This window comes from Streptomyces sp. NPDC055962 (assembly GCF_042270185.1).
In the GTDB taxonomy this organism is placed as follows: Bacteria; Actinomycetota; Actinomycetes; order Streptomycetales; family Streptomycetaceae; genus Streptomyces.
The window spans coordinates 468,609-487,685 of record NZ_JBHJYN010000005.1 but is presented as its reverse complement, the minus strand read 5'-3'; the positions used below and the strand labels follow the sequence as shown (position 1 = coordinate 487,685).

Below are 19,077 nucleotides of genomic sequence, written 5' to 3'. Positions count from 1 at the left end.
CCCGCCTTCAGTGCGGGAACACCCAGCCCGGCCTCCAGGTCCCGGCGGCGTCGTGGCCGGGCGCCGCGTCGGCGAGGTGGGAGCGGAGCGTGGCCAGCGCCGGGTGGGGGTTGTCGCGGTGCCAGAGGAGCGAGTGCGGGTAGACCGGCGTCGGCCCGGTCACCGGGATGCGGCGCAGTCCGTGGCCGGAGGGCCAGACCAGGCGGGTCTGACCGCCCATGAAGGTGGCCAGGGCCGGGGTGTCCGCCACGGTGTCGAGGAGCGCGTCGGACCCGAAGTTGGGGCCGGTCGCCTCGATCGTGAGACCGAACGCGGCGACGAGGTCGTCGTAGAAGGCGGCCCACTCCGTACCGGGCACGATGCCGGGCATCCAGATGCGGTGCCCGGCGAGCTGTGCGACGGTCACCGACCGGGCGCCCGCGAGGGCGTGGGCCGGACCGGTCAGGAGCTGGAGCTCCTCGTCGAGCACGCGGACGGACTCGATGTCGTCGGGGAGGGGACGGCCGGGTGCGGCGACGGCACGGAAGGACGCGTCGATCTCCCCGGACCGGATGGCGGCGAGGGCCCGCTCGATGTCGTGGAGCATCACCACGTCGAGCTCGATCCCGGGGTGCGCGCGGTGGAATCCGCGCATCAGGCCCGACGCCGCGCCGCGCGAGGCGATGATGTCGACGCGCAGCGCACGGCGGCCGGTGCGCACGGAGGTCGCTGCGCGCTCGGCGACGCGCAGCAGTTCGCGCGCGTGCGGCAGGAAGGCCTGTCCGTCGATGGTGAGCTCGGCACCGCGCGGCGTGCGGGTGAAGAGCCGCACCCCGAGGGTGCGCTCCAGCGCGGCGATGCGCTTGGAGACCGCCTGCTGGGTGACCGCGAGCTCGGCGGCGGCCTCCTGGAACTGCCCCGCGTCGGCGGCGGCGACGAAGGTCCGGACGGTGTCGAGGTCCATGGCGAACACCCTACGGGCACAACCGTTGGTTGTGCCGCATGGCCGTCCGGTTGTTTGATCCCCTGGTATCGCACTCGCTTTGATGCTTCCGATCGCGCAACAGTTGTACGGGTGAGTGGCGAGGGGCGTCGGGCATGGGAAGCGGGCAGCGGCTGGGGCGGTCGTTCGGGTGGCTCTGGGGAGCGTACGGGACGAGTGCGCTCGGCACCTGGCTCGCCTTCGGCGCCTTCCCGCTGATCGCCGTCCAGGTGCTGCACGCCGGACCGGCCGAGGTCGCCGCGCTCGCCTCGGTGGGGGCCGCGGTGGGCGCGGTCGTGGCGGTGCCGCTCGGCCCGTGGGTGGAGTTCCGGCGCAAGCGGCCCGTGCTGGTCTCGATGGACCTGGCGCGGTCAGCGGCGCTGCTGACGGTCCCCGCCGCGTTCGCGCTCGGCGTGCTCACCTTCCTTCAGCTCCTGCTGGTCTCGGTCGTCGTCGCGGCGGCCGACATCACCTTCCGCGCCGCTTCGGGCGCCTATCTGAAGACGCTGCTGCCGGCCGAGCACCTGCTGGTGGCCAACGCCCGGTTCGAGTCCACGGCCTGGACCACCACGATCGTCGGACCGCCGCTGGGCGGCCTGGCGATCGGGCTCCTCGGCCCGGTGGCGACCGTGGTGGCCGACGCGGTCAGCTATCTGCTCTCGGCGCTGGGCATCCGCGCGATCGGCGGGAGCGAGCCGCCGCCGGAGCGCCTGGAGGCCGTCCGCATACGGGCCGGAGACCTGCTCGACGGCTGGCGGTACATCCTCGGCGACCCGGCCCTGCGCCCGCTGTTCTTCAACACCGCCCTGTTCAACGGCCTGGTGATGGCCACCTCGCCGCTGCTCGCCGTCCTGATGCTCGGCCGGCTCGGCTTCGCCCCGTGGCAGTACGGCCTGGCCTTCGCCGCGCCCTCGGTCGGCGGGCTGCTCGGCGCGCGACTGGCCCGGCCGCTCGTCGCCCGGTTCGGGGAGCACCGGGTCCTCGTGACGGCCGGGTCCCTGCGCGCGGTCTGGCCTGTGGGCCTCGCCTTCGTGGGGCCCGGGACCGGAGGGCTGCTGCTCGTGATGGGCGTCGAGTCCGGGCTCATCCTCTGCTGCGGGATCTTCAACCCGGTCCAGGCCACCCACCGCCTCCGGCGCACCGCGACCGACCGGGTCACCCGCACCCTGTCCGCGTGGGCGGTGACGAACAAGGGCGCCACCGCCCTCCTGACGGCTGTGTGGGGCGTGCTCGGCGGCGTGCTCGGGCCGCGTACCGCCGTGGGCCTGGCCGGAGTGCTCCTGCTCGCGACCCCGCTGCTGCTCCCCCGCCGCGAAGCACTGCCGCTCTCCGGGCCGGATCAGGCACGGAGCCGCACCTGACGATGCCCCGGGGCGGTCAGGTCGGGCCGGTGACGGCTTCCGGCGTGGAGGTGCCGTGCCACGCCGGGCGGCCGATGGTCACGGCACCGCGGAAACGGTCGTCCGAGAGGGTGGACATCTCGTCGAGCGAGGCGTCGGGGACGGGCAGCAGATGGGCGTCGACCCAGGTGTCCCCCGCCGTCGCGTGGGCCCACGGGTCCTCGATCACCAGGGCTCCGGGGACGGCTCCGTGGCAGAGCACCCAGTGCGGCACGTCGAACCCCTGCATCCCGGCGAGCGAGATCAGGAGCAGCACGTGTTCCTCCCTGCCGACCGCTCGCCGGACCGCGGCCAGGGAGAGGTGAGCCGGATCGACCGGGAGGCCGGTCAGCCCGGCGTCCTCCCGCGACGCGCGCTGGAGCAGGGCACGCCACTCCTGCTCGCCCTCCGGGTAGTGGTCGAGCAGGACGGGCCGGTCCACGTCGAGGTGGACCGTCACCGGGGACGACGGCCACGCCCGGCGTACGGCGAGGCCCAGCCCGACGGGCTCGCACGCGGGGAAGTTGGTCGCGTCGCGCCACAGCCTCAGCTCCGCGCCGCGGTCGAACGCCCCCCGCTCCAGCGCCCCCGCGTGCGCCTGGGCGACCAGCGCGGTGACGGCGCCGCACGTGAAGTGCGTGCTCTGGCCGTAGTACGGAGGCTCGCTCACCTCGCCGCCGCTCAGCCAGCGCACGTATCCGGTGGAGGGCCCGTCGGCGTCCTCCACCGGAGCGAGCGGTGGGCGCAGCGCGGTGAAGCCGGCCGCAGCGGCGTCCTCGGGACCGGCCGTCCAGCCCTCCCACTTCACCTGCGCGAGCCCCTGGCCGCGTGCGTACGCGACGACGGCTCCGACGGCGGCGGGCACGTCGCCGAGGGCATCGACGATCTTCAGGTAGGACGTGCGGGGGCGCGACGTCACGAGTGCGGCAGCGGTCCATCCGTCGCCGTCGCCGGCCGGGACGGCCACGATGCGGGGAGCGTGGGCGGAGCGGTCGACCGCCCGCCAGCGTTCCGCCGCCTCCGGGTGTCCGAGCCGCCCCAGCGGGGCCGGCGGGGCGTCGGGCTCGTACGGGACGACGATGCTGCTCACGGGTGTTCCCCGGTGGAGGGGCATTCCGGCACTCCTTGCGGGATCGGAGGGGACAGGACCGGCGCGCCGCCGGTCCTCATGCGCGGGACCTGCGGAGCACCCACACGAAGTACGGACCGCCGACCAGGGCGATCATCAGACCCGCGGGCACCTGGGCGGGGGCGACGAGCGTGCGGCCGAGGGCGTCGGCCACGCAGACCAGCAGCCCTCCGAGCAGCATCGCGACCGGGATCGAGCGGCCGTGCCGGGCACCCACCAGCGACCGGGCGAGGTGCGGGGCGACGAGCCCCACGAAGCCGACGACGCCGACGGCGATCACGCTGAGCGCGGCCAGGACCGCCGCGATCGCCAGGGCGACGAAGCGCGTGCCCGCCGGCCGGACGCCGACGATGCGCGGGGTGTCCTCGTCGACGGCGAGCAGGTCGAGCCGGCCGCGCAGGGCGAGCAGCACGGGAAGCGCCAGTGCCAGGGCCACCGCGACCGGCACCACGTCGGGCATCGTGCGCCCGTACGTCGTGCCGGAGAGCCAGGTGAAGATCCGGGGCGTGTTGTACGGGTCGGCGCGCAGCAGGAGGAAGGTCGTGATCGAGCTGAGGCCGTACCCGCAGCCGATCCCGATCAGGACGAACCGGTCGGGCAGGAAGCCGCCGCGCCACGACAGCAGGGCGATCACGGCGAAGGTGGCGAGCCCCGCCGCGACCGCGACGGCGATGAGCACCGGTCTGCCGCCGGGGACACCGGAGGTGACGACGCTCGCCGCGCCCAGCCCGGCGCCCGCCGTGATGCCGAGCACCCCCGGCTCCGCCAGCGGGTTGCGCACGGCGCTCTGTACGACGCACCCGGCCAGGCCGAGCGCGGCACCGGCCAGGACCGCGGCGGCGACGCGCGGCACCCGGTCGTCGAGCGCCTGGCCGATCAGACCGGGGGCGGTGCCCCGGGCCCAGAGGGCGAGGTCGCCCGTGCGCAGCCAGAGGCTTCCGGCCAGGACGGCCACGAGGACCGCGCCCGCCAGGAGGACCAGTGCGCCGAGCACGACGAGGAGGAAGGCGCGGGTCGACCGTGCGGCGACCCGGGCGTGCGGGGGCTGCCGGAGCCGGCCGGTGTCCCGGAGGCGCAGGGCGAGAACGACGATGACGACGGAGCCGAGCAGCGCGGTCGGTACGCCGGTGGGGATGGAGGCGGCCCCGTCGGCGCCCTGTACGGCGCGCAGCGTGGCGTCCGCGAGCAGGACGAGCAGCGCGCCGAACAGCCCGGCGGCGGGCACCAGGTAGAGGTGGCGGCGAAGCGCCCGGACCCTCCCGGCGACCAGCCGGGCGAGGACGGGGGCGCCGAGCCCGACGAAGGCGATCGGGCCGGCGAGGGTCACCGCGGTCCCGGTCAGGAGCACCGCGCAGAGCACGGCGGCCACCCGTGTGGCCCGGATCGGCACCCCGAGGGTGGACGCGGCGTCGTCGCCGAGGTTCATGACGTCGAGCCGCCGGGACAGGGCCAGGGCGGCGCACAGCACCACGGCCACGAGGGGAAGCGCGCGCAGGGAGGCGTCGACGTTCAGCTGGGCGAGCGACCCGCTCCCCCAGGCGAAGAGACCGGTCGTGTTCTGGTCGAACAGGATGAGGAGCATCCCTGTCGCCGCGTCCAGGGCCATCGCGGTCGCCGATCCGGCGAGGACGAGGCGGGTGCCCGCGGTGCCCGCGGCGCGGCCGGCGAGGAGCAGCACGACCGCCGCCGCGACCAGTCCGCCCGCGAAGGCGACGGCGCCCGACGCCCACAGCGGGACGGTGAGACCGAAGGCCGCGACGAGGGTGAGGGTGAAGTAGGACCCGGCCGTGACCGCGAGGGTGTCGGGGGAGGCGAGCGCGTTGTGCGTGACGGACTGGAGCAGCGCGCCGGCGCAGCCGAGGGCGAAGCCGACCGCCACACCGGCGAGCAGGCGCGGGACCCGCGAGCCGGAGATGATCTCGCCGACCGGCGGGCCGCCGCCGTCCTCTCGTCCCCCTGCGAGATGGCGCACCAGGTCGCCGACGCCGACGCCCGAGGTGCCCTGCGTCAGGTGCCACATGCCCACCAGGGCCGTCACGACGAGAAGGAGCCCCAGAACGGCCGGCCCGGTGGGGCCGCCGCCGCGCTCGGCACGCGGCAGCGCCTCCCCACCGGCTGTCGATGTCCGCGGTGCGCTCACTTCGTGTCGAGTACGTCGACGTAGGCGTCGATCGCCTGCTCGTTGGAGCGCGGACCGCCGGCGCCCCACACCCGCGCCGGGAAGGCGTGTGCACGGCCTTCCTTCACGGCCGGGAGGATCTTCCAGATCGGGTTCTTGCCCAGTGCGGCGACGTACCCGCCGGCACCCTCGTCGTTGGCGTAGAAGAGGTTGGCGTCGCCCACGGCGGTGAGTCCCTCGACGTCGGTCTGCGCGAGCCCGTAGGCGGGGTCCACGCCCCCGTCACCGTGCTTCTTGTCGACGTCGGCGGTCCACGCCGGCTTCAGGCCGAGTTCCTTGCCTATCTCGGTGAACAGGGCACCGTCGCTGTACGGGCGGACGGTGAGGTTGCCGCCTTCGAGCCATCCGTCGAAGAACACGAAGTCCTTCGTCGGGAGATCGGCGTCGGTGACCTGCTTCTTCGCCGTGGCGAGGTGCTCGTCGAACTCCTCCAGCACCTGGTCGGCCCGCTCGGTGCGGCCGGTCGCCTCGCCGATCATGCGGAAGACCTCGCGCATGTTCCCGATCGGGTCTTCCGGGTTCGCCCCTCGCGTCGCCATGACGGGGACGCCGCGCTTCTCCAGCTTCCTCACCGTCTCGTCGTCGGCGTCGAACGCCTCCACGACGATGAGGTCGGGCTTCGCCGCGTAGAGGGTGTCGAGGTCGGGCTCCTCACGGGTGCCGATGTCCGTCACCCCGTCGGGCAGCTTCTCCGCGCTGACCCAGGTGCTGTAGCCCTTCGCGTCGGAGACCGCGGTGGGGGTGACGCACAGGGTCAGCGCGTCCTCGACCTGCTGCCATTCCAGGACCGCGATCCGCCGGGCGGGCTTGTCGAGCTCCACCTGCCGGCCGACGCCGTCCTTGAAGGAGACCGGCTTCGTCGAGGTGGTCGTGGTGTCGTCGGCGCAGCTCTTCGACGCGGGCGCGGCGGCGGCGCTGTTCCCGGGCGCGGCCTTGTCGACGTCGGTCGTGCCGCAGGCCGTTGCGGTGAGGACGACGAGCCCTGCGGCGGCTGACGCCGTCAGGAGACGGGCACGGTTCATGAAGGGGCTTCTTTCTGGTGGTTCGCCGGAGCGGCGGAGGTGCCGTTCCGGTCGGATGCCTCGGCGGGCGGGCCCGCTCAGGCGGGGTGGCGTCCGATGGGGTCGATACGGAGACGGCCCGTGCGCGGGTCGACGCCGACCTCGACGCGGATGTCGTAGACCTCGCCGATGTTCTCGGCGGTGAGCACGTCGGCGGGTGCGCCCGCGGCGTGCACGCGGCCGGCGCGCATCAGGACCAGCGTGTCCGCGACGCGGGACGCCTGGTCGAGGTCGTGCAGCACGATCCCGACGGCGATGCCGTGCTCCTCGACGAGGTCGCGTACCAGGTCCAGGGTCTCGATCTGGTAGCGCAGGTCCAGGTGGTTGGTGGGTTCGTCCAGCAGCACCACGCCCGTGTCCTGGGCCAGGCACGCCGCGAGCCAGACGCGCTGCATCTCGCCGCCGGAGAGCTCCCCGACGGGCCGGCCCGCCATGTCGCGCACCCCGGTGACCCCCATGGCGCGGTCGACGGCGGTGCGGTCCTCGGCGGTGGGTCCGGCGAAACCGCGCCGGTAGGGGTGGCGTCCGAACGCCACGACCTCCTTGACCGTCAGCCCCTGGGGCGCGGGCCGCGACTGGGAGAACAGCGTGACCTCGCGGGCGAACTCACGGGCGCCGAGGAGGGCCGCGTCGCGCTCGGGCAGGTCCTCGTGGCTGCCGAGGGTGACCCGGCCGCCGTCCACCCGGTGGAGCCGGGAGAGCGCGCGCAGCAGCGTGGACTTCCCGCTGCCGTTCGGCCCCACCAGGGCGGTCGCGCGGCCGGGACGCAGGGCCAGCGAGGCACCGTGGACGACCGTCGTGCCGCCGTACCGCAGCACCAGGTCGTGCCCGCCGAGGGCGGCGGCCGGCGTGGCGGCGGCCGCGGGGCGCTCGGCGTGCCGGAAGGGGCTTCTGAACATGGGTGGGTCCGGACGGTCGCAGGGGCAGGGTCCGCGGCACCCTCCGTCCGGCCCTTCGCAGGCCGGGCAGCAGACTCCGCCCCGTACGGACAGCACCGTCCGGGGCGAGGAACAACTAAGGGTTACCTAACTCCGGGAAGGTTATATTCCGCCCGTCGTGTCGGCAATCAGGAGTTCTGGACACGCGATACGGGATTCCGGACATCTCCGGAAGCGCCGTCGCCCTCCTCGAAGAAGGCGCCCGGCGTGGTGCCCATGACGCGCCGGAAAGCGGCGATGAAGGAGCTGGGCTGCGCGTAGCCGAGCACCTCGGAGACGGTCGTCACGTCGAAACCCGCGGACAGGAGCGTCAGCGCCCGGTGTGCGCGCAGCACCTGGCGCCACTGCGCGAAGGACAGCCCGGTCGCATGACGGAACGCGCGGGTGACCGTGCGGTCGCTGATCCCCAGCGACCGGGCCCACTCCTCCAGGGAGCGGTCGTCGGCGGGATCGTCCAGCAGGGCCTCGGCGATCGCGTCGATCCGCGGGTCGCCGGGCAGTTGCAGGGCGAACTGGCGTTCCGACGGCCGGAGTACGTCGAACACCACCGACTCCGCCCGCGCCCTGGCCGCCGTGTCGAGGTCCGTACGGGACAGATGGGCCAGCAGCGATTCGAGCAACGGCGTCATCGCGATCGCCGTGGGCTCCGCGAAGGCGAACGCGGTGGGCGTGCGGTCGGGGGCGAAGAACGCGTCGTGGAACTCCGCGCCCGCCGTCGCGCGGCCCCCGTGCACCATCCCGGCCGGCATCCAGAGCCCGTACCCCTCGGACACGGTGAAGACGCGGTCCTCCACCCGGGACGTCAGCGTCCCGCCACGCACCCAGACGAGTTCGTGCCGGGGGTGCGCGTGCGGCGCCCACTCCGTGGGGACGCGGGGGACATGGAGTCCGGCGACGATGGCGAACGGGCCCGCCGCCCGCTCGGGGAGGGCCGCCGCCCGGCGCATCACGGTGCCCGCCTCGCGACGCCACATCCCGGGGGTCGCCTCACCACGGGACGATCGGACCATGCGGACAAAACTATCAGGGCCCTCACCGGCGCCCGGGGCCCCGGCCTGCGACGACATGGCGACGCGCCGGTGGTGAACCCCTCGGAGGGCATCGGGCCGCCCTCTCCTCGCCGTACGCCTCCCAGGAGCCGGTGACCCGCTCCCGGCAGCGCGGCCGACCGGGGCGCGAGGGGCACCGAATCCCATAGGTGACCAATGCGAAATTTCCACCCCAGAAGGGCAAACCTTCTCCGCATCGGTCCCGAATGCCTTGTAGAGAGTCCCCACGCGGCTCACCGCTCACATCGAGTCGCGTTCGGCACACCGAGCAGCCTGCCCGGGACCGGGTCATCACCCGGCCCGGCCCCCTGCCCGACGCACATGCGCCCACGGTCCGGCGCGCGCGTCATCGACGCGCCGGGCCACCGGAGGAATCGCGCGAGGGAGCCCCCATGACCGGCAATCAGGTCGCCACACTGTCCCCGAGCCCCGGGGGCGGCCAGGAGGTGCGGCAGGAACCGCCCGATGCGACGGCCGCATCGACCGAGGAGACACTCGCCCGGGTGCTGGCCGACGTCATGCACCTGGATCACGTACCGGCCGACAGCCGGTTCTTCGACGACCTGGGTGCCGACTCCTTGGTGATGGCCCATTTCTGCGCGCGGGTCAGGAAGCGCGCGGACCTGCCGTCGGTCTCGATGAAGGACGTCTACGCGCACCCCACCGTCGGCGCCCTGACGCGCGCACTGACGACGGACGCCCCCGCCGCACCCGTCGCCCCGTCGTCACCCCCCGCCCGGTCCCGGCCCGCGCCGGCACCGGCCGGGCCGACGGGCCGGGCCAGGTATGTCCTGTGCGGGACCTTGCAGTTGCTGACCTTCGTCGCCTACTCGTGCCTCATCGCGTTCGTGGGTGTCCGGGGCTACGAGTGGATATCCGCCGGCTCCGGCGTCCTCGACGTGTATCTCCGCTCCGTCGTCTTCGGCTCCGCGGTGTTCCTGGGGCTGTCCGCCCTGCCGATCGTGGTGAAGTGGGTCCTCGTCGGGCGCTGGAAGCCCCAGCGGATCCGTATCTGGAGTCCGGCGTACTTCCGGTTCTGGGTCGTCAAGACACTCGTACGCGCGGACCCGCTCGTCCTCTTCGTCGGGTCACCGGTCTACACGCTCTACCTCAGGGCGCTGGGCGCGCGCATCGGGTCAGGCGTCGCGATCTTCTCCCGCCATGTGCCTTCCTGCACCGACCTGTTGACCGTCGGCGACGCCACGGTCGTCCGCAAGGACTCCTTCTTCACCTGCTACCGCGCCCACGGCGACGTGATCGAGACGGGCCCCGTGACGCTCGGGAAGGACGCGCTGGTCGCCGAGGCCTCCGTCCTCGACATCGGTACGTCGCTCGGCGACGGCGCCCGGCTGGCCCACGCGTCCGCCCTGCACAGCGGGCAGACGGTACCCGCGGGCGAGCACTGGCACGGCTCACCGGCGGAACGTGCGGGGACGGAGTACCCGGTGGTGGAACCGGCGGCCTGCGGCCCGGTGCGCCGGTCGGTGCACAGCGTCACGCAGCTGCTGAGTGCACTGCTGGTGTATCTGCCGCTGGCCGTCGGCGGGATCGGCATCCTGCTGGCCGAGGCCCCGCAGCTCGGGGCGGTGCTCGAACCGGGATCCACGGTCCTCACGAGCTGGGAGTTCTACCGCGACGGCCTGATGGCCTCGTTCGTCATCGTCTTCGTGATCGTGCCGCTCGGCTTCCTCGTCCTCGCCACCGTCCCGCGGCTGCTCAGCCGCACCATCACGCCGGACCGGGTCTACCCCCTCTACGGCTTCCACTACGGCGTGCACCGCGCGATCACCCTGCTGACGAACCGTCGCTTCCTGACCCGTCTGTTCGGCGACAGCTCCGCAGTGGTCCCCTACCTCCGCATGCTGGGCTACGACCTCTCCCGGGTGGAGCAGACAGGGTCGAACTTCGGGACCGAGGTGAAGCACGAGACGCCGTTCCTGAGTTCGGTCGGGACAGGCACGATGGTCGCCGACGGACTGTCGATCAACAACGCCGAATTCTCCAGCACCTCCTTCCGGGTGTCCCGGACCGCCATCGGCCCGCAGAACTTCCTGGGCAACCGGATCGCCTACCCGTCCCGGGGCAGGACCGGCGCCGACTGCCTGCTGGCGACCAAGGTCATGGTCCCGGTGGACGGAGAGATCCGCGAGGGGGTCGGGCTCCTCGGCTCCCCGAGCTTCGAGATCCCCCGGTCGGTCCGGCGCGACAGCAGCTTCGACCTCATGAAGAGCGGCAAGGAGCTGGCGAGCGGTCTGGCGGGCAAGAACAGGCACAACGGCGCCACCATGGGGCTGTACCTGCTGGTCCGGTGGATCTTCGTCTTCGTGTGCACCCTGGTCGCGTCGGGATCCGCCGAGCTCTACACCTCGGTCGGCGCGGTGGCGATCGCCCTGGGCAACATCCTCGTCGTGCTCCTCGGCGCCGTGTACTTCATCCTCGTGGAACGCGCGGTCACCGCCCTCCACCCGCCGGGCCCCCTGTTCTGTTCGATCTACGACCCCCGGTTCTGGCAGCGCGAACGCTTCTGGAAGGTGCCCTCGGAGACCTATCTCCAGGCCTTCGACGGGACCCCGTTCAAGAGTCTGGTCTGGCGTCTGCTGGGCGTGCGGATCGGACGCAGGGTCTTCGACGACGGCTGCTCCCTGACGGAGCGCTCCATGGTCGCCATCGGGGACGGCGCCACGCTGAACACCGGAAGTGTCGTCCAGTGCCACTCGCAGGAGGACGGCGCCTTCAAGTCCGACCGCTCCACCATCGGGGCCGGCGTCACGCTCGGCGTCGGAGCCTTCGTCCACTACGGCGTCACGATCGGCGCCGGAGCGGAGCTCGCTCCGGACTCCTTCCTGATGAAGGGCGAGACAGTCCCGCCGCACGCGCTGTGGGGCGGCAATCCGGCCCGCCGGATCGACCGGGCGACGCCCGGGGCGAGGAGTTGACCCCATGGACACGCTCACACACACCTCCGCGGAGTACTGGCGCGACGTGCTAGCCGCCGGCGGAACCACCTCGGTGGGTCCGTGGACCCGTACCCCCGAACCCGGCACCGCCGTGGTCGAGACGGCCGTTCCCGAGGAGCTCGTCACGGAGCTGCACGACATGGCGTCCGCGATGGGGGTCTCCCCCACCGCGCCGGTCCTGGCCGCCCACGCCAAGGTGCTCTCCGCCCTGTCCGGTGACCTCGACGTCACCACGGGCTACGTCGCGGGCACGGGCGGCGGTCCGCTGCCGTGCCGGCTGACGACCCGTGCCCTGTCCTGGCGGGCACTGATCAGGCACGCGGACAGCATCGAGTCCGGACTGCTGGCCCACAAGGACTTTCCCGTCGACGTCCTCCGTGCGGAACTGGGACTGCCCCTCACCACGCCCGAGGCGGTGTTCGATCCGACGGGCGCGGGGGACGCGGCCGGGGACGCGGTGCTGCACGTGGCTCTCACGCGTCGCGGCGGCCGGTCCGTGCTCCGGACCCGGTACCGGACCGAGGTCATCGACGAGGAGTACGCGACCAGGATCTCCGGCTACCACCTCGCCGCGCTCAGGCTGATCGCCGACGATCCGGACGCGCTCCACGGGCCGCAGAGCCTGCTGTCGCCGGACGAACTCCGCCACCAGCTCGTCGGGCTCGCGGGGCCGAGCCGCGCACTGCCGGACCTGCGCTTCCACCAGCTCTTCGAACAGCGGGTGCGCGCACACCCGGACGCCGTCGCCGCCGTCCAGGACGACCGGCGGTGGACGTACCGCGAGCTCGACAACCGCGCCAACCGGCTGGCACACGCGCTGCTCGGCGCCGGCCTCGGCCGGGAGGACGTCGTCGCCGTGGTGTCCGGACGGAGCCTGGAATGGCTGGCCGCGGTCCTCGCCGTCCTCAAGTCCGGCGGCGCCTACCTCCCCGTCGAACCGCACTTCCCCGCCGAACGCGTCACGACCATGCTGGCCCGCGCCGGCTGCCGGCTGGTGCTCGCGGAATCCGGCACCCCCGCGGCGCTCGGCACCACCGCGGCGCTCGGCGGCGCCCCCGACGCCCTGCCGGACGTCCGGATCCTCGGCATCGAGGGGATCTGCGAGGAGAGCCGCGAGGACACCGATCCCGATGTGGCGGTGGCCCCCGGAGATCTGGCGTACGTCTTCTTCACCTCCGGTTCCACCGGCGAGCCCAAGGGCGCGATGGTGGAACACGCCGGCATGCTCAACCACCTCCTCGCGAAGATCGACGACCTCGGCATCCGCGAGGGCGACGTGGTCGCCCAGACCGCGCCCCAGTGCTTCGACATCTCCCTGTGGCAGCTCCTCGCCCCACTGATCACCGGTGGACACACCCTCCTGGTCGGCCAGGAGGCGATCATGGACGTACGGCGGTTCGTCGACACCCTGGCGGACGGCGAGGCCGGGGTGGTGCAGGTGGTTCCGTCCTACCTCGACGTGGTCCTCTCCTTCCTGGAACGGCACCCGCGCCCGCTGCCGCACCTGCACTGTGTCTCGGTCACGGGCGAGGCGCTGAAGAAGGGGCTCGTCGAGCGCTGGTTCGCCGTCAGGCCCGGAGTCCGGCTGGTGAACGCCTACGGACTGACCGAGACGTCCGACGACACCAACCACGCGGTCATGGACGAGGTGCCGGACACCGACGAGATCCCGCTCGGCCGTCCCGTCGGCAACGTACGCGTCTATCTCGTCGACGAGCACCTCTCCCCCGTGCCGCTGGGCTCCCCCGGTGCGATCGCCTTCTCGGGGGTCTGCGTCGGCCGCGGGTACATCAACGACCCCGAGCGGACACGGGCGGCGTTCCTGCCCGATCCGTACCGCGCGGGTGAGCGGCTCCACCTCGGTGGGGACTACGGCCGCTGGCTGCCCGACGGCCGGCTCGCGTTCCTCGGCCGCCGGGACGCCCAGGTCAAGATCCGGGGATTCCGGATCGAGATCGGTGAGGTCGAGAACGCCCTGCTGCGGCAGGACGGGGTGCGCGGCGGTGCGGTGGTGGTCGCCGAAGGTGCCGGACGCGACCGGCGACTGGTCGCCTTCTGCACCGGCGCACCCCCGCTGCGGGCCGACGTCCTGCGTGACGGGCTCTCCACCGCCCTTCCCCCCTACATGGTCCCCTCCGCCTTCCACTGGCGCGAAGCGCTTCCGCTGACCGCCAACGGAAAGATCGACCGCCGGGAACTGAGCCTGATAGCCGCCGGGTCGGACGGACCCGAGGAACGTGGGGGCGACGACTCGCCCCGCACCCCCACCGAGCGGCGTCTCGCTGCGGCCTGGGCCGAGGTGCTGGGGGTCCCCCAGCACCTCGTGGGCCGGCAGGACGACTTCTTCGCCCGTGGCGGCACCTCACTGTCGGCGGTCGGCGTCGCGGTCTCCCTGGACCGGGAGATCTCGCTCAAGGACCTCGTCCGGCACCCCGTACTCACCGATCTGGCGGCGCTGATCGACACACGTTCCGCCCGATGAACCCTCGCACCCCCAAGGAGACCCAGATGCCTTCCATCGACACCACCGCCCCTCCGCTCGACCTGGAGCAGGAACCCGGCAGGCCCGCGATGCTGCGGGTGCCGGCGATCCACGACCCGGCCGGTCGGGCCGCAGGGGCCTGGGGCGCCATCCGATCGGCACTGGCCGAGCACGGTGCCGTCCTGGTCCGCGGGCTCGGCCTGCGGGACGTGGCGGACGTCGGCACGGTCCTGCGGCAGCTGGCGGTCGAACCGGTGACGGAGAGGGAGGCCTTCGCCCCCAGGCGGACCCACTCCCCCGGCGTCCACTCCTCGTCCGCCTGGCCGCCGAACCAGCCGATGTGCATGCACCATGAGCTGAGCTACACGCTCGACTTCCCCGGCCTCCTGCTCTTCGCCTGCCTCTCCGCGCCCACCACGGGCGGGGCCACCGGCCTCGCCGACGCGGCGGCCGTCCTCGACGCACTGCCCCGGGGGCTGACCGAGAGGTTCGAGCGGGAGGGGTGGCTCCTCACCCGCAGCTACAACGGTGAGATCGGGGCCACGCTGACCGAGGCCTTCGGCACCGACGACCGCGACGCGGTGGAACGCTACTGCCGGGCCCACGCCATCGACTTCGCCTGGCAGACCGACGGGACGCTGCGTACCGCGCAGCGCCGCAGCGCCGTGGTGCGTCACCCGGCCGACGGACGGCGCTGCTGGTTCAACCAGATCGCCTTCCTGAACAGGTGGACGCTCGCCCCCGAGGTGGCCGAGTACCTGATCGACGAGTACGGGCCCGACGGCCTGCCGTTCAACACGTGGTACGGCGACGGCGAGCCCATCGAGGAGGAGGTCGTCCGCGTCCTCAACTCGGTCTACGAGCAGCACACCGTTCGCACGCCGTGGCAGTCGGGCGATCTGCTCCTCGTCGACAACATCCGCACCGCGCACAGCAGGGAGGCCTACGAGGGGCCGCGCGAGGTCGTGGTCGCCATGGCCTCGCCCACCCGGCTGGAGACCGGCCCGGTCACGGAGGAGGTGGGGCTGCGATGAACACCACCCGGACCACGGGTCCCGCACATGCCGTAGCCGGAGAGACCGTCGTGCCCCCGTTCGCGGTGGTTCCCGGCGGCCAGGTCCAGCAAGCCCTCGAAGGCCGCGAGAAGGAGATCGTGGAGGTGGTCGAGGCGGCATACAGGCTGCACGGGTCCGGCCGCACGGTGAACCCGCCCTCCTCGTTCCTCCGCTTCCCCGACCGCCCCGCCTCCCGGATGATCGCCCTGCCCGCCTCCCTGGGCGGCGAGTCACCGGTGGACGGAATGAAGTGGATCTCCAGCTTCCCGGGGAACGTGGCATCGGGTGTGCCGCGTGCCTCGGCCGTGCTGATCCTCAACGACCCCGCCACCGGCTATCCGTTCGCCTGCATGGAGAGCTCGATCATCAGCGCGACGAGGACGGCCGCCTCCGCGGCATCGGCCGCGGACCGGCTCAGCCGTGACCGGCCGCGTCCCACCCGTGTGGGGTTCTTCGGAACGGGCCTGATCGCCCGGTACATCCACACCTTCCTCGAAGGTTCCGGCTGGTCGTTCGACGACGTCGGGGTGTACGACCTGTCGGCCGACAGCGCGGCCGGATTCCGCGTGTACGTGGAGCAGTCCGGCAGCGCCGCCGCTGTCACCGTGCACCCGGGCCCCGAGGAACTCATCCGCACGAGCGACCTCGTGGTCTTCGCGACCGTGGCCGGACAGCCGCACGTCACCGATCCGGCGTGGTTCGACCACGACCCCGTGGTCCTGCACGTGTCACTGCGCGACCTCGCGCCGGAGATCCTTCTGGCCTCGACCAACATCGTGGACGACATCGACCACTGCCTCAGGGCCGCCACCTCACCCCATCTGACCGAACAGCTCACGGGAAACCGGGAGTTCGTGAACGGAACGCTGGACGACGTGATGGCCGGAAGCGTGACCGTGCCGGGCGACCGGCCCGCGGTCTTCTCACCCTTCGGCCTCGGGGTGCTCGATCTGGCGGTCGGTGGCTACGTCTACGACCGGATCGCCCGCGCCGGCGAACTCCGTGTCGTCGACGGCTTCTTCCACGAACTGAGCCGCTACGGATGACGGTTCCGCCGCGATGCGCCGCCCTGCCCGCACGACGACCCAGCACCATCCCGAGGAGGAGTTCACCGTGTCGGTCATAACCGTCCCCCAGGCCTTCAACGAGGAGGATCTCTATGTGGACGTCGAGGCCGTCTTCGGCCAGTCCCTGCTCCTCAAGTGCGAGGGATTCAACTTCGCCGGCTCGATCAAGCTGAAGGCGGCCGCCGAGATGGTGGCCTCGGCCGAACGCGACGGCACGCTCCGGGCCGACTCCGTCCTCGTCGAGTCCTCGTCCGGGAACCTGGGCGTCGCACTGAGCATGATCGCGGCCAGCAAGGGTTACCGCTTCATCTGTGTGACGGACTCACGCTGCAACCTGGCCACGCGGCTGATGATGGAGGCACTGGGCAGCGAGGTGCACCTGGTGGCCGCCGAGGAGTCCAACGGCGGCTTCCTCGCCGCGCGTCTGGCCCATGTCCGGCAGCTGTGCGCCTCCGACGACCGGTGCGTGTGGCTGAGCCAGTACTCCAACCCGGCCAACTGGAGGGCGCACTACCTCACGACGGCTCCGGGGATCGCCCGCTCCTTCCCGCAGCTGGACGTCCTGTTCATGGGTGCGGGGACCACAGGGACCCTGATGGGCTGCGCGCGGTGGTTCCGGGACTGGCCCCGCCCCGTCCGGATCGTCGCGGTGGACATCGCCGGCTCGGTGGCGTTCGGCGGAGCACCCGGCCGCCGGATGATCCCCGGGCTCGGTATGAGCATGCGTCCGCCGCTCCTGGACGAGTCGTACGTGGACGAGGTGGTGCGGGTCGAGGAGACCGACACGATCCGCGCCTGCCGCCGCCTGGCCAGGCGGGGCTTCCTGTTCGGCGGTTCCACCGGCACGGTGGTGAGCGGAGCGGTCAGCTGGCTGGCCCGGCACGGGACCCCGGGACTCACCGCGGTGGCGATCGCCCCCGACCTGGGCGAGCGCTACCTCGACACCGTGTACCAGGACAACTGGGTCGAGGACCTGTACGGCGCGGACGTCCTCGAACCCGCTGCCCGCGCCCCGGCCGCCAGTAAGGAACTGGCCGTGGCCAGCCCCTTCACCCCCCGCTCCGCACCGGAGGAACCGGGGGCGCCGGAGAACCGGTGAGCCGCCGTCCGCCACGGGGAGCGGTCCGGGCCGTCCGGGAGGGGCACGGCACCGTTCCACCAGGCGCACGGCGTCCTCCCGGGGACAGCGGGGTTGCGGTGCGTCACGCCGGCTGGTCGTCCAGCAGTCCGGCGACCGCGTCCGGGGCCTCGCGCATGGCGTCGTGGCCGGTCGGCAGGTCGTGGACGCGCCAGGCAGGATCGGCACCGAGCCGCGCGCGGAGCCGGGTGAAGGGCGTGGCGTCCTCCCATCCCGAGCAGTGGATGAAGTCGCGCCGGGGCACGCGATCGACGGCACCGGTCAGCCGGATCCTCTGTACGAGGGAGGCCAGCGGGTGAGGACGGCGCCGGGGCTCGCCGCCGTGGGGCGCCCGGAACGGCGGCCGCACGGCGTACCCCGTGTCCGCCGCGCCGTCGACGAACGCCTGCCGGTAGGCGTCGGTGGTCGAGGACCAGCACGACTCCCCGTCGCGCGGAACGTAGGCATCGAGATGGACCAGCCGGGAGACGCGGCCCGGCGTGCGGTCCGCGGCGGCGGAGATCACCATTCCGCCGTAGCTGTGGCCGACGAGCGTCGCGTCGGTGATCTCGAAGGCGTCCATGAGACGCACGACGTCATCGGCATGGGTGTCGAGGTCGGCGCGCGCCACGGTCGCGTCGTCGTCGTCCGGTCGCAGCCCCGTCAGGGTCAGGGAGTGGACGGTGTGTCCGGCGGCCTCCAGCAGCGGTGTCACGGCCTCGAACGCCCAGGAGCCGTGCCATGCGCCGGGGACGAGGATGAGCGTTGCCATCGCGGCTCTCCTTCTGTGATGACTGACGGACCGGACAACCTCAGCATCCCGACGGTGTGGCTCGCCACCCGTGAACTGACAGCTGATGCCCGTAGCCCGCCAAGAAGCCGGATCGTCCGTGACGTCGCTCGTGTGGCCGTCCGGCGGCCGGCACCTGTGGCCGTCCGGAAGCTCCAGCGCGTCGCAGTCCCACGCCCGCGGCCACCTCGTGCACGCCGCCACCGGCGTCCTCACCGTCCACACCGTCCGGGGCACCTCGATCGTCCCCGCCGACCGGGTCGCGTGGACCCCCGCGGGAACGCCCCACCGGCACACCGCACACGGCGACACCGACATGCGGATCGTGTTCCTCCCGCCGTCCCTCGCCAGGCGGATACCGGACCGTCCGGCGGTGTTCCTGGCCTCCGCTCTCGCCCGTGAGGTCCTGCTCGCCCTCACCGGGCCGCACCGCCACGACGGGACGGTGCCGGGCCACAGCCCGTCTGCGCGCATCCGCCTCCTCCGGGTCCTCATCGACGAACTCAGGGAGACCCGTGGGCAGCCCCTCTTCCTCCCGGAACCACAGGACGACCGGCTGCGGGCCGTTGCGCGGCTCCTGTCCGACGACCCTGCGGACGGCAGTCCGCTGACCGAGCGGCAGGAAGGCCGGCGCCGGAGCCCGCACGCTCAGCCGCCTGCTGCACGACGAGTTCGGCATGACCTTCTACGAATGGCGCACCCAACTGCGCGTCCACCACGCCCTCGTGCTCCTTGCGGACGGCCATGACGTCACGCGAACCGCGCACACCTGCGGGTGGGCCAATCCCAGCAGCCTCATCGCGGCCTTCACGAAGATCACCGGCAGCACCCCCGGCGCGTACCGGGCCGACCGCCGGAACACGGCGCCCGAGCGCTGATCCCGGGCGGAGCGGGACCAAGGCCCTGGAGCCGT

Annotated in this window: 15 protein-coding genes; 8 read left to right on the top strand and 7 right to left on the bottom strand. The window is 72.8% G+C overall.

Annotation, left to right across the window (positions count from 1 at the left end):
• Positions 1 to 7: 7 nt before the first annotated feature.
• Positions 8 to 943, bottom strand: coding sequence for a LysR family transcriptional regulator (locus ACFC51_RS18355; protein ID WP_376529601.1), 936 nt, complete (start codon positions 941 to 943; stop codon positions 8 to 10).
• 134 nt (positions 944 to 1,077) lie between these two features.
• Here ACFC51_RS18355 and ACFC51_RS18350 point away from each other — a divergent pair, with 134 nt between their 5' ends.
• Complete coding sequence (locus ACFC51_RS18350) at positions 1,078 to 2,322, top strand: MFS transporter (protein ID WP_376529599.1); 1,245 nt, start codon at positions 1,078 to 1,080, stop codon at positions 2,320 to 2,322.
• A 16-nt stretch (positions 2,323 to 2,338) separates the two neighbouring features.
• On the opposite strand, the gene ACFC51_RS18345 is transcribed toward ACFC51_RS18350, so the two are convergent.
• The 5 genes from ACFC51_RS18345 to ACFC51_RS18325 form a co-directional block, all read right to left on the bottom strand.
• Entirely contained in the window at positions 2,339 to 3,454 is a 1,116-nt protein-coding gene (locus tag ACFC51_RS18345; protein WP_376529597.1) for a peptidase C39 family protein, read from the bottom strand.
• Positions 3,455 to 3,506: 52 nt separating this feature from the next.
• Positions 3,507 to 5,609 carry an iron ABC transporter permease gene (locus ACFC51_RS18340; protein WP_376529595.1) on the bottom strand — a complete coding sequence of 701 codons (2,103 nt, stop codon included), beginning with the start codon at positions 5,607 to 5,609 and terminating at the stop codon, positions 3,507 to 3,509.
• Entirely contained in the window at positions 5,606 to 6,670 is a 1,065-nt protein-coding gene (locus tag ACFC51_RS18335; protein ID WP_376529593.1) for an iron-siderophore ABC transporter substrate-binding protein, read from the bottom strand. Before ACFC51_RS18335 ends, ACFC51_RS18340 begins: the two co-directional genes overlap by 4 nt.
• 77 nt (positions 6,671 to 6,747) lie before the next feature.
• Complete coding sequence (locus ACFC51_RS18330; RefSeq protein WP_376529591.1) at positions 6,748 to 7,608, bottom strand: ABC transporter ATP-binding protein; 861 nt, start codon at positions 7,606 to 7,608, stop codon at positions 6,748 to 6,750.
• Positions 7,609 to 7,775: 167 nt separating this feature from the next.
• Entirely contained in the window at positions 7,776 to 8,657 is an 882-nt protein-coding gene (locus ACFC51_RS18325) for a helix-turn-helix domain-containing protein (protein ID WP_376376841.1), read from the bottom strand.
• Between the two features lie 431 nt (positions 8,658 to 9,088).
• Here ACFC51_RS18325 and ACFC51_RS18320 point away from each other — a divergent pair, with 431 nt between their 5' ends.
• The 5 genes from ACFC51_RS18320 (at position 9,089) to sbnA (ending at position 17,356) form a co-directional block, all read left to right on the top strand.
• Positions 9,089 to 11,632, top strand: a complete 2,544-nt coding sequence (locus ACFC51_RS18320) for a Pls/PosA family non-ribosomal peptide synthetase (RefSeq protein WP_376529589.1) — start codon at positions 9,089 to 9,091, stop codon at positions 11,630 to 11,632.
• Positions 11,633 to 11,636: 4 nt separating this feature from the next.
• Positions 11,637 to 14,135 carry an amino acid adenylation domain-containing protein gene (locus tag ACFC51_RS18315; protein WP_376529588.1) on the top strand — a complete coding sequence of 833 codons (2,499 nt, stop codon included), beginning with the start codon at positions 11,637 to 11,639 and terminating at the stop codon, positions 14,133 to 14,135.
• Between the two features lie 26 nt (positions 14,136 to 14,161).
• On the top strand, positions 14,162 to 15,169 hold the full coding sequence (locus tag ACFC51_RS18310; RefSeq protein WP_376376847.1) for a TauD/TfdA family dioxygenase: 1,008 nt from the start codon (positions 14,162 to 14,164) through the stop codon (positions 15,167 to 15,169).
• Complete coding sequence (gene sbnB, locus ACFC51_RS18305) at positions 15,166 to 16,236, top strand: 2,3-diaminopropionate biosynthesis protein SbnB (protein ID WP_376376849.1); 1,071 nt, start codon at positions 15,166 to 15,168, stop codon at positions 16,234 to 16,236. The genes ACFC51_RS18310 and sbnB overlap by 4 nt, the downstream gene beginning before the upstream one ends.
• A 67-nt stretch (positions 16,237 to 16,303) precedes the next feature.
• The gene (gene sbnA / locus ACFC51_RS18300; RefSeq protein WP_376376851.1) at positions 16,304 to 17,356 is read left to right on the top strand and encodes a 2,3-diaminopropionate biosynthesis protein SbnA; all 1,053 of its coding nucleotides are present in this window, start codon (positions 16,304 to 16,306) and stop codon (positions 17,354 to 17,356) included.
• A 103-nt stretch (positions 17,357 to 17,459) separates the two neighbouring features.
• Here the strand turns inward: sbnA and ACFC51_RS18295 are convergent, their stop codons facing one another.
• Positions 17,460 to 18,146, bottom strand: coding sequence for an alpha/beta fold hydrolase (locus tag ACFC51_RS18295; RefSeq protein WP_376529587.1), 687 nt, complete (start codon positions 18,144 to 18,146; stop codon positions 17,460 to 17,462).
• An 85-nt stretch (positions 18,147 to 18,231) separates the two neighbouring features.
• On the opposite strand from ACFC51_RS18295, the gene ACFC51_RS18290 reads away from it, so the two are divergent.
• Both ACFC51_RS18290 and ACFC51_RS18285 read left to right on the top strand, forming a co-directional pair.
• Positions 18,232 to 18,912 (top strand): cupin domain-containing protein, encoded by a 681-nt coding sequence (locus tag ACFC51_RS18290; protein WP_376529584.1) that lies wholly within the window; start codon positions 18,232 to 18,234, stop codon positions 18,910 to 18,912.
• Positions 18,842 to 19,042 (top strand): helix-turn-helix domain-containing protein, encoded by a 201-nt coding sequence (locus ACFC51_RS18285; protein ID WP_376529581.1) that lies wholly within the window; start codon positions 18,842 to 18,844, stop codon positions 19,040 to 19,042. Before ACFC51_RS18290 ends, ACFC51_RS18285 begins: the two co-directional genes overlap by 71 nt.
• The last annotated feature ends 35 nt before the right edge of the window (positions 19,043 to 19,077 follow it).

Bases quoted from the DNA above. Each gene is read 5' to 3' on its own strand.
- sbnB (WP_376376849.1), top strand. From the start codon at position 15,166: ATGAACACCACCCGGACCACGGGTCCCGCACATGCCGTAGCCGGAGAG.
- ACFC51_RS18325 (WP_376376841.1), bottom strand. From the start codon at position 8,657: ATGGTCCGATCGTCCCGTGGTGAGGCGACCCCCGGGATGTGGCGTCGC.
- ACFC51_RS18295 (WP_376529587.1), bottom strand. From the start codon at position 18,146: ATGGCAACGCTCATCCTCGTCCCCGGCGCATGGCACGGCTCCTGGGCG.
- ACFC51_RS18290 (WP_376529584.1), top strand. From the start codon at position 18,232: ATGCCCGTAGCCCGCCAAGAAGCCGGATCGTCCGTGACGTCGCTCGTG.
- ACFC51_RS18285 (WP_376529581.1), top strand. From the start codon at position 18,842: ATGACCTTCTACGAATGGCGCACCCAACTGCGCGTCCACCACGCCCTC.
- ACFC51_RS18335 (WP_376529593.1), bottom strand. From the start codon at position 6,670: ATGAACCGTGCCCGTCTCCTGACGGCGTCAGCCGCCGCAGGGCTCGTC.
- ACFC51_RS18350 (WP_376529599.1), top strand. From the start codon at position 1,078: ATGGGAAGCGGGCAGCGGCTGGGGCGGTCGTTCGGGTGGCTCTGGGGA.
- ACFC51_RS18345 (WP_376529597.1), bottom strand. From the start codon at position 3,454: ATGCCCCTCCACCGGGGAACACCCGTGAGCAGCATCGTCGTCCCGTAC.
- ACFC51_RS18310 (WP_376376847.1), top strand. From the start codon at position 14,162: ATGCCTTCCATCGACACCACCGCCCCTCCGCTCGACCTGGAGCAGGAA.
- ACFC51_RS18315 (WP_376529588.1), top strand. From the start codon at position 11,637: ATGGACACGCTCACACACACCTCCGCGGAGTACTGGCGCGACGTGCTA.
- ACFC51_RS18355 (WP_376529601.1), bottom strand. From the start codon at position 943: ATGGACCTCGACACCGTCCGGACCTTCGTCGCCGCCGCCGACGCGGGG.
- ACFC51_RS18320 (WP_376529589.1), top strand. From the start codon at position 9,089: ATGACCGGCAATCAGGTCGCCACACTGTCCCCGAGCCCCGGGGGCGGC.
- ACFC51_RS18330 (WP_376529591.1), bottom strand. From the start codon at position 7,608: ATGTTCAGAAGCCCCTTCCGGCACGCCGAGCGCCCCGCGGCCGCCGCC.